General features: G+C 68.4%; 12 protein-coding genes and 1 pseudogene. 6 read left to right on the plus strand and 7 right to left on the minus strand.

All coding sequences use genetic code 11. The annotated features are described in order from the left end of the window. Nucleotides 1-263: 263 nt before the first annotated feature. Complete coding sequence (locus ACN6LM_RS04490) at nt 264-689, minus strand: TetR-like C-terminal domain-containing protein (protein WP_445064040.1); 426 nt, start codon at nt 687-689, stop codon at nt 264-266. Between the two features lie 91 nt (nt 690-780). Here ACN6LM_RS04490 and ACN6LM_RS04495 point away from each other — a divergent pair, with 91 nt between their 5' ends. From ACN6LM_RS04495 to ACN6LM_RS04505, 3 genes are all read left to right on the plus strand, one after another. Beyond that, the gene (locus ACN6LM_RS04495) at nt 781-975 is read left to right on the plus strand and encodes a hypothetical protein (protein ID WP_445064041.1); all 195 of its coding nucleotides are present in this window, start codon (nt 781-783) and stop codon (nt 973-975) included. Nucleotides 976-1,213: 238 nt separating this feature from the next. Further along, entirely contained in the window at nt 1,214-1,555 is a 342-nt protein-coding gene (locus tag ACN6LM_RS04500; protein WP_445063952.1) for a hypothetical protein, read from the plus strand. Between the two features lie 510 nt (nt 1,556-2,065). After that, a complete protein-coding gene (locus ACN6LM_RS04505; protein WP_445063953.1) occupies nt 2,066-2,710 on the plus strand; it encodes a hypothetical protein in 645 nt (214 codons plus the stop codon). Between the two features lie 53 nt (nt 2,711-2,763). On the opposite strand, the pseudogene ACN6LM_RS04510 reads toward ACN6LM_RS04505, so the two are convergent. Next, nucleotides 2,764-2,990: pseudogene (locus tag ACN6LM_RS04510) on the minus strand (DUF5133 domain-containing protein). A gap of 191 nt (nt 2,991-3,181) precedes the next feature. Then, nucleotides 3,182-4,144: a DUF5937 family protein gene (locus tag ACN6LM_RS04515; RefSeq protein WP_445063954.1), complete on the minus strand. Its 963-nt coding sequence runs from the start codon at nt 4,142-4,144 to the stop codon at nt 3,182-3,184. Between the two features lie 66 nt (nt 4,145-4,210). Here ACN6LM_RS04515 and ACN6LM_RS04520 point away from each other — a divergent pair, with 66 nt between their 5' ends. After that, entirely contained in the window at nt 4,211-4,684 is a 474-nt protein-coding gene (locus ACN6LM_RS04520; RefSeq protein WP_445063955.1) for a cupin domain-containing protein, read from the plus strand. A 270-nt stretch (nt 4,685-4,954) separates the two neighbouring features. Continuing rightward, complete coding sequence (locus ACN6LM_RS04525) at nt 4,955-5,629, plus strand: SDR family NAD(P)-dependent oxidoreductase (RefSeq protein WP_445063956.1); 675 nt, start codon at nt 4,955-4,957, stop codon at nt 5,627-5,629. A 530-nt stretch (nt 5,630-6,159) separates the two neighbouring features. Here ACN6LM_RS04525 and ACN6LM_RS04530 read toward each other — a convergent pair. Then, nucleotides 6,160-7,143, minus strand: a complete 984-nt coding sequence (locus tag ACN6LM_RS04530) for a GNAT family N-acetyltransferase (RefSeq protein WP_445063957.1) — start codon at nt 7,141-7,143, stop codon at nt 6,160-6,162. A 287-nt stretch (nt 7,144-7,430) separates the two neighbouring features. Between ACN6LM_RS04530 and ACN6LM_RS04535 the strand changes: the two genes are divergently transcribed. Continuing rightward, nucleotides 7,431-8,246, plus strand: a complete 816-nt coding sequence (locus tag ACN6LM_RS04535; protein WP_445063958.1) for an SAM-dependent methyltransferase — start codon at nt 7,431-7,433, stop codon at nt 8,244-8,246. 264 nt (nt 8,247-8,510) lie between these two features. Here ACN6LM_RS04535 and ACN6LM_RS04540 read toward each other — a convergent pair whose 3' ends face one another. The 3 genes from ACN6LM_RS04540 to ACN6LM_RS04550 all read right to left on the minus strand — a co-directional run bounded on the left by ACN6LM_RS04540 (nt 8,511) and on the right by ACN6LM_RS04550 (nt 13,807). After that, entirely contained in the window at nt 8,511-12,668 is a 4,158-nt protein-coding gene (locus ACN6LM_RS04540) for a CHAT domain-containing protein (RefSeq protein WP_445063959.1), read from the minus strand. Between the two features lie 392 nt (nt 12,669-13,060). Continuing rightward, complete coding sequence (locus tag ACN6LM_RS04545; protein ID WP_445063960.1) at nt 13,061-13,213, minus strand: hypothetical protein; 153 nt, start codon at nt 13,211-13,213, stop codon at nt 13,061-13,063. 69 nt (nt 13,214-13,282) lie between these two features. Further along, nucleotides 13,283-13,807, minus strand: coding sequence for a GNAT family N-acetyltransferase (locus tag ACN6LM_RS04550; protein ID WP_445063961.1), 525 nt, complete (start codon nt 13,805-13,807; stop codon nt 13,283-13,285). Between the last annotated feature and the right edge of the window lie 41 nt (nt 13,808-13,848).

Below are 13,848 nucleotides of genomic sequence, written 5' to 3' on the forward strand. Positions count from 1 at the left end.
GGCACCTCGCCGCGTTGTCGAAACGCCCGAATACATCCAGTATGCGGGCGCCTCTCCGCCTTGCGATGCACCGCATCCGACGCCGCGCGCTGATCCACCAGGAATTGCGGGACAGCCCTTAGCCTCGCGCCTGCTCGTCGAGGCGCGCTTCGAGGGCCCCGGAGGCGTCCGGCTGCAGTGTCCAGTTCGGGAAGCGGCCAGGATGCCGATCAGGTCGGCTCGGTCCTCCTCGGCCAGGCACCACGCGGCCGCTTGCGAACTGCTCAGTCGGTGTGGCAGCCCACGAGGCCGGCGAGCAGGGTGGTGCTGTGGTCGAAGAAGACGGTGTCGTCGCCGAAGGCGCCGCGGAGGTGGCCGAAGAGTTCCATGCTGATGGCGCCGAACAGTTGGGTGTAGGCGCTGACGGCGCGCATGAGCAGTGAGGGCGGGACGTCGAGGAAGCCTGTTGCCTCAGCAGGGGTGGCGGCGTTCGCGGCCACCTCGTTCGACCACGGTTCGTCGACGGGTTGCGTGAGCTCTCCGGTGCGCCAGGCATCGCAAGCGATGCCCAGCAGCAGCAACGGAATCCTGGCGGCCGGGGTGATGGTGTCCTGGGGCGCTTGGTAACCGGGCACGGTCGTGCCGTACAGCAGTGCGTACTGGTGAGGATGGGCGAAGGCCCAGTCCTGCAGCCCATGGCATACCGCCAGCCGGCGTCAGGAGGCGGCCTGTGTATCCGGTGAGGGGGTACAGGGGGTACAGGGGGTACAGGGGGTGCACTTTCGATGAGAGGCGCTTTTCCTGCTCGGCATGGTCGCGGCAGTGCTGTTCTTCGTTCCGTTCCTGATCAACGTGGCGGATCTCAGTACCAATGATGTGTTTGCCTCGACGAATGTGATGCTGCTGGGGCTCACGGCTCCGGCCCGGCATGTGGCGGGCATGGGCAGCGGCTGGGCGCCCCGCAGGGGGGGGGGCGACCTCCTTCCGATCCCGTGAGGGACCGTCACGAAACTTGGAAGGCTCGTGGTCGGAACAGAGGGGTCGCGCGGTGTCAACTCCGGGCGACATCACCCGATTGGAACGTTCCTTTCGGCGGTGGGAGTCGTTGGGGAGTCTGGAATCCCGTAAACGATCACGAGCGAACAACGCACCGCCGTCCCTGTACAGCCCAGGCCCCATCTGCCCTGTCGGCACACCGGGAGCCGACGGCCGGCGTGGCCACAGGAGGTATGGAATGCGCTCTCTGCTGGAGAGCTTCCTCGACACGATGGACGAGCTGCACGTCGACTTCCGCCGACGCCTGGAAAACATCGAACGGGAGGCATGGCCCGCCCCGGTTTCGAACGCCGGCGCCGAACACGGGCGCACCTCGCAATCGGACAGGTTCGAGGAGATTCGGTACCCGCTCGGGCTGCGACCGCTCTGGACCGACGAGCACCCGTCGGCCGAGCCCGTGAGGATCACTGAGGAGAAGGGGCTCTCCGGCCCGGTCACTCCTGTCTTCGATGATCCGCCACCCGCAGAAACGATCGTCCGCGTCATGAAGAGACAGGCAGGAACGATTCGCCGCGCCTAAGGGCTGTCCCGCAATTCCTGGTGTGTCAGCGCGCGGCGTCGGATGCGGTGCATCGCAAGGCGGAGAGGCGCCCGCATACTGGATGTATTCGGGCGTTTCGACAACGCGGCGAGGTGCCGTAGCTGCCGTCGTGTGCCCGCCGGGAATTGCGGGACAGCCCTTAGGCCAGCGGTCACCTTTCCCGTCCGTTATGAGGAATACAGAGACTTTGACGAAACTCATTGCAACCGTTCTGTTCACCACGGCATTCGTTCTGGGTACGGCAATGGCCGCCCCGTCGGATCTGACCGATTCCGCAGCCCACTTCGTGAAGGACGAGGCCCCGTAAGTCAGTGATGCGGGGCGGCCCCTACGAGGCACTGCGGGGATACGACCGAGTCCTGCCGGGCCACTCCGGCCCCGGCAGAACCCATGCCCACGACTGCGGCAGGCGGCGGCCCAACTGCCGCGCCGACGGCGTGAGTACGACTACTCAGGCGGCCGATGGCTCCTGGCCTGCAGGCTACGGACATGCGATCGATTCTCTTTCCGAAGTCCCTGCTCGTCCCCGCACTCGGCAGCGTCGTCGTCCTCGCCGCCGCCGGCACCCCGAGCGCCCACGCCACCACCCCTGCCCCCTCGGCGCGTACCTTCGTCATCCACGCCCCCGCCCATGCCTCCATCACGCGGACCGCCCGGAAGGCCACCGCCGTGACGGCCGTCCGCGAGGCCGAGACGCGGTTCCTGGAGCTGGCCGACCTCATCGCGCAGGCGTGCGAACCGAATGTCCTGAGCGCCGCCGGACCGGCACCTGCCCCCGACCGCGCGCTTCCAGCTCTGGCCGACCCGATAGCGCTGACCCCGGCGGAGGAGTGCGCCGCCCAGAGGCACCGGCTTCGGATCAGCAAGGCGTTCTCCGGGACGGAGACGGCCACGTACAAGCAGATGCGGGACAGGCTGACGGTCCTGAGGTACCCCGGAGCGCGGATCCACCGCATGCCCGACTTCTCCGGCCGGCCCGTGTCGAGGTTCGACCTGCGCGTGGGAGCCGACCACCTGGCCCTGGAGGTCACCGGCATCGGCAACGGCGTCATGATCCGGGCGTTCGGCGCCCCGCAGGGCGTGAGCGTGACCGAGGTCCGGCTGAACCGGCAGCCGGACCGGCCCACCTCCTGACAACGCACTCGACGACGCTGCCACGGCAGGAGACTCGGGTCCTGGCCGGCCGGTCAGCCGCCGGCCAGGACCGCAACGTCCAGCCGCCGGGCACCGGGCAGCCGGTGCCCGGCGGCGATCAGAGCCGAGCCGTTGTCGCGGGTTCCGGTGCACGCGCACAGCGTGTAGGCGATGTCGTCCATGCGTTGGCGTACCTGCGCGCTGTCCGCTTGGGCAGCGCCCACGGCTGCGAGGGCCTTGTGATTCCCGTCGGAACCCGTGGCACAGCGGGGTGGGCCATCACATCACAGAACCTTTCGTTCACACAGGCACCGACTGCCGCAGGGCCGCGCACTCCGGCATCGGCGTCTCCTCCCCGCACGCCCCGTCCGCCACATCGACGCCCCGGACGACGCCGTGGCCTGTCGCGACGCCGAGGGGTTGGTCGTGGCAGGCCCGGTGCTTGACGGCCCATCAGCAGGGCCCGACCTGTCATGGCCGCGGTGAGGCCGCGTCAAGGAGGGCACGTCCGGCCTTGGTGAGCTCGTGCGTGGCCGTGCGACCGGCCCGGCTGCTGTCGATCAACCCGGCGTCTCGCAGGATTGCCAGGTGTTCGCTGGCTGTCGGGGGAGTGACACTCACCAGCCTGGCCACAACGCTCGTCTGCAGCGGAGTGGTGAGCGCGGCCAGGATCTTCGATCGAGTCTTCCCCAGAAGACGGTCAAGCGACCTCGGGGTGGGGGGTGCGGCCCAGAGGTAGCGCCCGGATGCCGGGTAGTAGATCGCCGGAGTCCAGTGGTCCGAGGTGGTGCATTGCACCCGGTCGGTGATGAACAGCGACGGAACGAGAATGAGCCCCTCAGGGCAGTCGACGTCGACATCGACGGTCTTCTCGACGGTGATGGTGTCGCCCTCGCAGGCAGCGGACGGGTGCAGGCGCGGAAGGACTGCGCGCAATCCCTCGCGGTTGACCTGGATGGCCCGGTCCAGCATCTCGGCACGCAGTGCCTCCCGCATGGACGGCCATTCCGGTTCGACAACTGCCTTCCAGAGGCGGCTCAGCGCGTCTGCGGCCTCGGACCTGGCTCGGTCGGGGTCACCGAGCAATCGGCGGCCAAGTTCTTGCCCGCGCCCCCTCGTAGCGTCGACCAGCTCGGCGTACGTCTGGTCCGCCGGCGCGGCGAGGAGGGCATCCATTCCTTCCTCGAACGTCGGCTCACTGGACATCGGCGATGGGTCGAGGAAGTCGGGTCGATACGCACCATCGGCCATGAAGACCGTGAGCGCCCGCAGGTCCGGGAGCGAGAGACGGTGGTGGCGACGGCGAAGCCACGGGTGGAACATCGGGTGACGCTGCGGTTCGGTCAAGAGCTGGGCGAGACTGACCACTTCGTGCATAGGCGACATCGCCCACCGCACGCTCGCGGCTCCAACGCCCAATCGGTAGCGGATCACTCCACCATTGTTAGGCCACCGCCGAAGTGAGCGCGAGCAGAACGGCGGAGCACCGAGACTCGGGTCATGACCGACACGGAATCGATTGCCCGGTGTTCCAAGGAGCCCGAGCGAGCCCGACAGTCACGAACGATCCGGCTCGGCGCCGGCGGATCGACCATCGAGGTCCTCGCGGGTCCGGCGGAGACCGGCGGGATCGTGAGCATCTACCGGTGGCGCATGTCGCCCTCCAGCCGGGGACCTGCCCCGCACTTCCACACGACCTTCAGCGAGACCTTCATCGTTGAAGAAGGCGAGGTCGACTACTTCGATGGGCATGCCTGGCAGACACTGCTGCCCGGCGACACCGCGCACGCATCGGTGGGTGCCGTCCACGCTCTCCGGAAGGAGCGCGCCGACAGTGCCACCCTTCTGATGGCACTGTCGCCAGGTGTACCGCGCGAGGAGTACTTCGCGCAGCTCGCCACTGTGAACGAGCGTGACCTGAGCCGGCTGCACGAAGCCCACGACAACCATTTCCTCGACGACTACGGACAGTGAGGGCGCGGGCAACCGCGTGTGCCGCCCCGGGCCCACCCCGCTCCCTGTAATGCGGTCGTAGAACTGCTCCCGCGTGAGCGCCACCGCAGAGCCGGGTCCGAGGCGGACCTCGTCCGCATCGGTCCTCAAGGTGTCGGTGATCTCTGCCTACGACCTGGTGGAGGCCGGCCAGGGGCTCACCGAGTTCCGGCGCCGGCACCACCCGCAATATCGCGCTCACTGCAGCCTGATCCACCCCTGTCCCAACGGTTTCCCAGTAAAGGATTCACTGTGCCCAGCATCGCCATCGTCGGAGCCGGCCCCGGTATGGGCCTGGCCATCGCCCGTACCTTCGGCTCCCACGGCTTCGACGTCGCTCTCATCGCCCGCAACCGCGACAGGCTCAACGACCTGGCCGGCCGGCTCGACGCCGAAGGCATCACCGCCGCCGCGTTCCCCGCGGACATACTCGACCATGACGCGCTCACCCGGGCGCTCAAGGACGCAGCCACCCGCTTCGGCGGCATCGACGTCCTGGAGTACTCCCCAGCCGGGAGCCTCGCATCCACGCCGCTCACCGCTCCGTCCGCGACCAACCCGTCCGATGTGCAGTGGGCGATGGACATCCTGCTCTACGGGGCCATCGCCGCCACACGGGTCGTGCTGCCCGCAATGCGCGAGGCCGGTGGCGGCACCCTGCTCTACACCAACGGAGCCGGCTCGGTCGACCCCACTCCGATGCTCGGCAACCTCAACGCCGCCCAAGCCGCGCTGCGCAACTGGGTACTCAGCATGCACAAGGAACTGGCCGGCACGGGCGTCCAGGCCGGGCACGTCGCCATCGGTGTGTGGATCGGTACGGACGGCCCGCCCGGAGTACCGGCGGCCTCGGCGGAGGACGTCGCCCCCCTCTACTGGGACCTGCACACGCAGCGCGACGAAGTCGAACGCGTCTACACGGTGTGACGTCCCACCCTCGTCGACCTCTGATCCGCCCGTACGGTGGTGGCCGGCCTCGGCGCCAGGGGACAACCGACTGTGAGAGGAGGTACCGAAGATGGCCAAGTGGGCGCGATCAATTCGGGCATCCGGCAAAGATGGGGTCAGAACGTGCCCCGATGCCGGGCATAGCCCCGAGGCCGCGTTCACCGGAGCGGGCCGGGCCATTGGTTGAGCGGGCAGCGAGAAGCGCTTGTGGGTGTTCCGTTGTCGCTGGGCTGGTGGGCCCACCCAACGCTGCGGATCAGTTGTTCGATGCGTGGTCGGTCGAGCAGCGAGTAGATCTGGGTGATGCGGCCGTGTGCGTTCACGAAGGCCATCGTCGAGACAGGCTGGTGGTCGCCGTGGGCGATGACGGCCTCGCTGCCGTTGAGTGTGAGGGGCTGGCACGGGGCGTCCGGGCGCCGGGGCGGCCGAGGCGAAACCAGGCATTCGAACGGTGTCGTCGAGGTATCGGCAGATCCTGTGGACTGACCGACAGCCCAACGGGTGGTCGATCAAGCAAGCGGCTTGCGGTAACGGACGTACTCGTTCCGCCGCCGGAACCCCACACTTTCGTAGAGGTCGTAGGACCGGTGTGGATTTGCCGTGCCGGTGAACAGCCGAGCGGTCGTCGCACCCTGCTCGCGAAGGCTCCACAAACCGTCCAGCAGCAGGACCCGGCCGATTCCGAGGCGTCGCTGGTCCGTCCGGACACTCAGCTCTTCCACCTCGCCCACGGTGTGGTCGTGACGGCGGATGGAGCACAGGGCGACGCCGACCATGTCCTGCCCGTTCCAGGCAGCCCTCCAGCATGCCGGGTCGGCGGTGTCGACGAAGTCCTGGAAAGGCCATCTCTGAGTGAAACCGCGGTCCGCGTACGAATCGACGACCGTCCTCCAGGCTGCACGGTAGTCGCTTGTCCCGATCGGCCCTGTCCGGATCCCGGCCGGCAGCTCGCTGCCCGGCTCGGGCACCTGCCGCAGATCGCCCAACTCCAGCTCGACCAGGCTGAAGACATGTCGGTAGCCGGCTCCGCGCAGAAGTGCCGTGGCGTCCTGCTCGGAGGCCATGGCGTTCGCGCCGATCACTGCCGTCCGGGCAGTTCCGTGCTGTTCGACGAGCTGGCGGATCCGTTCTTCGGCCCAGCTCAGCATGGCTGAGCCGATGCCCCGGCCTCGATGCTCGGGCAAGAGATAGCCGCGGTGCAGGTACAGCCACGTATCGTCCCGCTCTTGCCACCACCGGATCGTCGCGTAGCCGACGACGCTCTCGTCGAGCACCGCCAGGATCTGGTTCTTGGACGGCTCCTCCAACTCGGCAGAGGCTTCGGCGATCCCGGCCGCTGTCGGGAGCCCTTCCACTACCGAATGGACATCGACCCGGTCCCGTTCAACACACCCCAGCCGCACCGCGGCCATGGCGCCGTGGTCCTCGTCGCCGCGGTACGGCCGGAACCCGAGGCCGACCGGAAGACCCTGTCCTGCCGTGCTATCCAACATGACCGGATGTTCTCGGACTTCGAGGCAGGTCCGCCACCCTATTCACGCCGTGGTCGTCTGTGACCGATCAAGGAGCCGGCCGCGTTCAGAGCGGGCCCCGGCGCGGAGGAGGGCAACGAGGCCCATGCGCTACGGAGAGGGTGGATTCAGTACCACCCCGCCCGCGCTCACGTGCTTCGCCGGCCCAGCATCCCGAAGGGGTGGGTTCGCACTGCACAGTATGTTCAAATGGCTCTGGTCAGAGCGTTGTTGTGTGAACCGAGTGTGCCGTGCGCGAAGGAGAACGTGTGTCCCCCAACGGGTCGTTCGAACAGGGAAAGCCGCACCCGGCGCGGGTCTATGACAGCCTCCTCGGTGGCAAGGACAACTACCCGGTGGACCAAGCCGTCGCGGAGGGCATTGCCCAGCGCTGGCCGGAAATCCAGCGCAGTGCGCAGCAGAACCGGGCGTGGATGGCGCGCGCTGTACGGCATATGGTGAAAGAGGGGGGTGTCACACAGTTCCTGGACATCGGCACCGGCATCCCCACCCGGCCCAACCTGCACGAGATCGCCCAAGGCATGGCGCCCTCGGCTCGGATCGTCTACGTGGACAACGACCCCGTGGTGCTGCGGCACGCCGAGGCGCTGCTCACCCCAATATCATCCGAGGGCCGGTCGACCTACCTGCAGGCCGACCTGCGTGACCCGCGCGCGGTACTGGAATCGCCTGAGGTGACCGAGACACTCGACATGACACGTCCGGTGGGCCTGGTCCTGGCCGCGATCCTGCACTTCCTCGACGAAGACGAGGACCCGGCGGGCGTCCTGCGGGTTCTTGTGGATGCTCTTCCGGCCGGCTCGTATGTCGCGTTGTCCCATGCCTGCGGTGACGCAGATCCCGTCAGGGCGGCGGAGGCATCGGCCTTCTACCGGCAGAACAAGGTCTCCAAGCCCGTGGTACTGCGCACACAGAAGCAGATCGAGGAATTCTTCACGGGGCTGGAGCTGTTGGAGCCGGGCGTCGTGACCGTCGACCGCTGGCGCCCGGACGCATCGGTGTCCGAGGGGCCTGACGACATGGGGTTCCGCGGCGGCCTGGGCGTCAAGCACGCAACTGCCTGAGAGGGAAAGGCGTCGCCGACCGGCTCCTGGGACTGTTGGAGCTGTGGTGTCGGCAGCACCGGGACACGAACGCGGCCACGCCGAACGCGTGAGCGTGGTCGCGCACCGTATGCGGCCGCAGTAATGCTCCGGACGGAATCCGGAGGACGACGAAGCCAGGCGATTCGCCCGTCCGTGGGCTCCCGCAGACCGAGCCCAGGCCAGGGCGCGCCGGGTGCGCGAGCGTCCGGTTCGCATCCCGCTTCGCCATCGTGGGGGAATGTCTCAGGCGCCCGCATGTACGTACCCGGCCCAGAGGGAGGGGGTGTTGGGGAAATCATCGCGTGCGGCTCGGACGGCTGTGTGCAGTGCGGCGGCCGAGCGGGTGTAGTCCGGGCCGTCGGCCCCTGTGAGGGAGGTGTAGAAGGAGTCGGCGATCTGCGCGGACATCTCGTCGTCGGCTTCCCACAGGGTGCCCACCACGTGCCGAAAGCCTGCCAGTTGAAACGCGCTGGTCAGGTGGATGGCCTCGTCCAGCAGGCCCGTAGCCGAGGTGTGGTGCGTACTGCACGCCGAGAGGTAGGCCAGTTCTGCGTTGTCCAGCACGGCCGCGGAGATGCCTGCGACTGTGAGCGGGGCCGTCTCGTGGTCCCGGAGCAGCAGCCTGCCCCGTGAGGGGTCGGAATGGTCGGTGACGGCGTGACAGGCCAGGTGCACGGCTGACACCCCCTTGAGGTGGGCCAAAACCGTTTCCCGGGTCGGAATGGTGCCGGTGGTGGCCGTGGCCTCGCCGTCGTACCCGGTGAGAATCGTGGCACCGGGTAGCCGGGCGGCGACGGCCTCCGCCTCCTCCAGGACGCAGGGCAGCGGCGGGGCCTGGGGTGTGAAGGGCATGGCCACAACGAGCGAGCGCCGCGGCCCACTGCGCGCCTCCCGCGTCCGCCGGGCGTGCCGCAGGGCGCGGATCGTGGGAGTGTACGACGAGACCACACGGTCCATGACGGTGCGGCCCGGTTCTTCGGACGCGGAGGGGGAGTGGTGACCGGCGGCGTGGATCGGCAGCGAGCCCAGGAGGCCGCCCGGCGACCACCACACGCGGGGGAGGGGACCCTCACCGGGGCCGATGCCGAGTTCCGTCAGCACGGGCCCGGCTGCCACGTCCCACAGCCAGGCCAGGATCCCTTCGAGTGTGCGCTGCGCGTCCTGTCGTAGGCGCCGGTCGTCGGCCTGGTGCGCCGCCGTGATCGCGTTGTGGAACAAGTCGACCTGCCGGACCGCGTCATCGTGCGTCAGGTCTGGCAGCGTGAGGCGGCTGACGCCGTCGGAGGTGACGAGGAGGGCGTCGCAGCCCAGTGGGTTGCAGTTGAATACGACGATGGGGCCCTGCGCGGCCTCGGCCACGAGCGTCTCGGGGTCGGGAGGGCGAGCGAAGGAAGCGAACCCCTCGCGTCCGCGGATTTCCTCGATCGTGGCGGAGAGTTCGGCGGCTGCCCGGTGCCGGTCGGTGGCAGGGGGTGTCTCGTTGTCGAGCGCGTCACGCAGGCGCAGGAAGCGGTCGGCGAGTTCGGGGTCCAGGCGGCGCAGCTCCGAGACGTCGCCCCGGAGGTCCAGCATCTGGCTCAGGAGGACCGCGCGCCCCTGCTCCAGGATCTGGAGACTGCGCATCTCGGGTTCCGGGGGGAGCGAGTCGCCCCAGAGGTCCGGGGCGAGCACCTGCAGCGGGTTGAGGGTGACGGCCGCGGCGTACGTGACGAGTTCGGAGAGGTCCTTGAGCGCGTGCTGTTGATCGGCGCGGCTGATCCGGCGTGGTGCCACCAGCGGAATCAACTCGATGGCGTCCCTCAACAGGGCCTGGGCCCAGGGCAGTTCGGAACCGGCCACCAGAGAAGCCGCGATGAAGGCCGAGCTGATGCGGTGCCTGGGGGCGAGGGCCGTGCTGCGAGCCGCTGCGGTCAGCGCGTTCGCCGAACGTCTGATGTCTGGGTGCAGGAAGGGGGGCGGAAGGACCAACACCCCCGCGAAGCCCGGCGGGTCCGTCTCGGAGGCCGCCTGGATCATTGCTGAGACCGGGTCGTCCGCCTCGCCCCGCCGCATCAGAGCCACGGCCATGTTGCGGAGAAAGATCGCGAAATCGGCGCTGTCGGGCGAGCTCAGGTCGACGACCCGCGTGGCGAGGCCGACGAGTTCCTGTAGGTCGACGTCCTGCGGGTGGACTTGCCTTTGCACGGACAGGACGGCAGCCAGGACCGTGAGCCCGTGAAGATGCTCAAGGTCACCCTGTGGGACCACGGCCACGGCGCGCCGCGCCAGGACGAGGGCTTCTTCCAGGGCGGCCTGATCCCCGTCCGCGTGGTAACGGCGCAGCAGTGCCTCGGCCAGCGCCGTCAGTGCGGACGGCCTGTCGGCATGGTCCTGTCCTGCTGACCGCCTCAGAACCTGGATGGCCTCGTTCAGGTCCGGGGCGCTCGCGGTCCGTTCGGCACGGGTCGACAGCGCCATCCCCAGGGCCAGCAGGGCCTGCCCGGAGAGGGCGGGCACTTGGCGCAGTGTCTCGACGGCTTCGTTCGCGTCGTCGAGGCTGCCGGTGCGGTGGCTTCGTTCGGTGAGGGCGCGGCCGAGAGCGATGAGCGGGGCCGGTGGCCCGGAGGCGCTGCGCGGGTCCGTTGGTTCGGCTCGGACGGCTTCGCGGGCACAGTCCACGGCTCGGTCCAGCTCGGACGGGTCTCCTGAATGCGCGAAGAGCCAGATCAGAAGCTGACTGAGTGTGCTGAGTGCCTCGGAGCGCTGGGGACCGCCCGGTGAGGCCGATGCCACGGCGCGCTCAGCCGACGCGATCGACTTCCTGAGCGCGCCGACGCCCCGGCCGACCTCGTACCGCAGCGCGTGAAGGTGTGAGATCTCGCTGTCGCGCCAGAAGGTTTGGGATGTGATGACAACGCTATGGGCGGCTGCCGCCTCCAGTGCCCCGACGGCCTCGTCGAGGTCTTCGGCCCGGCGGGTGGACATGAAGCGCTGCCTCAGCGCCAGGGCGAGCGCATCAGCGAAGAAGGTGCGGTCGTCGTGCGTGGTGAGAATCCGACGGCTCGTCGCGATGATCGACTCGATGTCGTGTTGCTTCTGCCGGTCTCCATAGGACGACTCGCCGGTCGCCGTGTCAGGCCGTAGGCGTTCCAGGAGCAGAACGACCAGGTTGCGCTGCGCAGACACATCGGTCTCCGTGGCGTCAAGGTGGGCTTGCGCATGGGTGATCGCGGCGTCCAGGTCGCGGGCGTGGCCTTGGTGCTGGTACCTCCGCCAGTAAGCGCGCGAGAGGGAATTATGAGTGACGGTGCGATGTTGGCTTCCGGCGTCCGCCGGCGGTTTGTGCAGGAGTCCTTTCCACAGCTCGATGGCCTCGTCCAGGTCTGTGACAGGGGCCTCGTTCTGGTTGAAACGCCCGAATAGCGCCCTGGCCCTGGCGTCCTGGCCGAATCCGCGCATCTCAGGGTGGCCGGAGGCCGCGCGGGCGCAAGCCAGCACCTCGTCCCACCGGTGCTCCCGCAACGCCCGCTCGGTCCGTTCGGAGAGAAGGGAGCGGTAATCACTCGCGAGACCCTCGCGTGCCTCGTCCGACGACACCAGCCGCAATGCTGTCTCACTCGCCTGCAAGGCTGCGTGAAGATCGCCGTCTGATTTCGTCACGTTGAAACGGTGCGTCAGTAGCACCGCGAGGTTGTGGCGGACAAGCGGTCCGGTGGGATGATCGACAGGTGTCACGCGTACGGCGATGCCCGTCCGGCTGATGGCTTCAACGAGATCGTGGAATTCGCCGACCACCAGGTATTTCTGGAACAGGACCCCTGCGCAGTCGGCCTGGCTCTGACCGTGACGGTCCGTGCTCGGGTCCGCGTGGGACAGAACCCACCGGCACCACCGGGCCAGCTGGGACAGTCCTTCAGTATCGTCGTGCACGCTCGCCAGTTGGCTGCCGAAGTGGCTGGCGTACGAGTCGGTCAGTTCGCCTCTCAAACCGACCGGGACCACATCGATCCGGCCTGGCCGGAAGAATGGCGCCAATCCCGTCACCGCGGCGTCGAGATCGGCCTGATCGCTGTGCACTGTGTAACGGCACCAGCGCAGTAGGCCCAGGAGCACGGCCAAGTTCTCGTCTGCGGGAGATGCGGCGGCCATTCGGACCAGGCGCTGCAGCAGAGCTGTGTCGGACGACTGCCAGGGGCGGCCCGTCGTCAGCAGCGCCACGATGGTCTGCCCGGCTCGGGACAGCACTACCTCGTCCGATTCCATCGGTGCCTTCCAGGCGGCGGACTTCAACGGACCGTGTGCCGCCGCCCGTACAGCGGTTTCCGACCTCCGCCCAGACCTCTTCGCATCCGGCTTTCGCCCCCACGGAAATTCCACTGTCCCCCCGAAATCCTTTTCCCCTCCGGGCCCCGCCCCTTGCATGATGCTCCTGAAATCCGAACGATGCGAGGGGAGTGCGGATGGCGGAGGAAGCACCCGCCGCGCAGGTGCGACGCGGTCTGTCGTACGTTGGAAGGACCGGCGCGTCCGGCGCCGCCTCCATGCCGCGCTGCCGGCCGAGTTGCGTCACGCCGACCTTCGACCGTGCCCGTCCTGGATCCGAGCATCACCTGATGGTCGACCGCCACGGCCCCCCCCGCTTGCCGTCACGCTCACGGCGGAAACCGGCACGACGTCACGCGGTCCCTGCCCCTTCTGGACGCGGTCCCTGCCCCTTCTGGACGCGGTCCCACCGATCCGAGAGATTCGGGGCGCCCCCGCCGTAAGCCTCGCCGCCTGCACGCCGACCGCCGCCACGACTTCGACAAGTCCCGTCACATGCTGTGGAAGCGCGGCATCGAGCCGATGATCGCCCGACGCGGCGTCGCCCACTGAAAGGTCAGGTGGGTGGTCGGGGCGCGTTCGCCTGGCTGCACCAGTTCGATCGCCTTCGCATCCGCTACGGACGACGCGCGGACCTCCACCACGGCCTCCTCGAACTGGCCTGCAGCCTCATCTGCCTCCGCCGCTCGCGGACCTCACCGTGAGGGGATCAGTCAGTCACCCAGGACCCGTTCCCACAGCAACGAGTCCCGCCAACTCCCGTCGAGGAAGATCGAGGAGTGCGCGACACCGTACGGGGTGAACCCATTGCGGCGCAGTACCCGCTGTGATGGAAGGTTCTCCAGGTTGGTGGACGCCTCAGCACGGTGCAGTCCGAGTTCGTCCGTCATGACCCGGAGTGCGAGTGCGACGGCCCGCCCGGCGTGCCCTTGATTCTGGGCGACGCCGGCGATCCAGTATCCGACGGAACCGCGCCGAAGGTGCGGCTGCGGCAGGATGCCTCCGACGGTTACCTGCCCGATCACCAGGCCGTCGGCGAGTACCACGCCCGGCCAGACCGAACCGGCCTGGTATCCGGCCAACAGTCCGTCGATCCGCTCCGCCTGGCCCTCCGGGGTGAAGAAGCTTGCCGGCTGGTCCGGTTCCCACGCTCGGAAGGCCTCGAAGTCCCGCACTCGGTGCGCGGCGATCGGGCCGGCATCGGCGGGCTCTATCAGACGGATCCTGGTGCTGCGCATGGGCTGACTCTCGTGACGGCGTGTCAAGTGTGACTGGCCAG

Source organism: Streptomyces sp. SAS_281, from assembly GCF_052542855.1.

Coding starts and splice junctions, on each gene's coding strand:
- ACN6LM_RS04550 (WP_445063961.1), bottom strand. CDS start 13,807: ATGCGCAGCACCAGGATCCGTCTGATAGAGCCCGCCGATGCCGGCCCG.
- ACN6LM_RS04530 (WP_445063957.1), bottom strand. CDS start 7,143: ATGTTGGATAGCACGGCAGGACAGGGTCTTCCGGTCGGCCTCGGGTTC.
- ACN6LM_RS04520 (WP_445063955.1), top strand. CDS start 4,211: ATGACCGACACGGAATCGATTGCCCGGTGTTCCAAGGAGCCCGAGCGA.
- ACN6LM_RS04505 (WP_445063953.1), top strand. CDS start 2,066: ATGCGATCGATTCTCTTTCCGAAGTCCCTGCTCGTCCCCGCACTCGGC.
- ACN6LM_RS04500 (WP_445063952.1), top strand. CDS start 1,214: ATGCGCTCTCTGCTGGAGAGCTTCCTCGACACGATGGACGAGCTGCAC.
- ACN6LM_RS04540 (WP_445063959.1), bottom strand. CDS start 12,668: ATGCAAGGGGCGGGGCCCGGAGGGGAAAAGGATTTCGGGGGGACAGTG.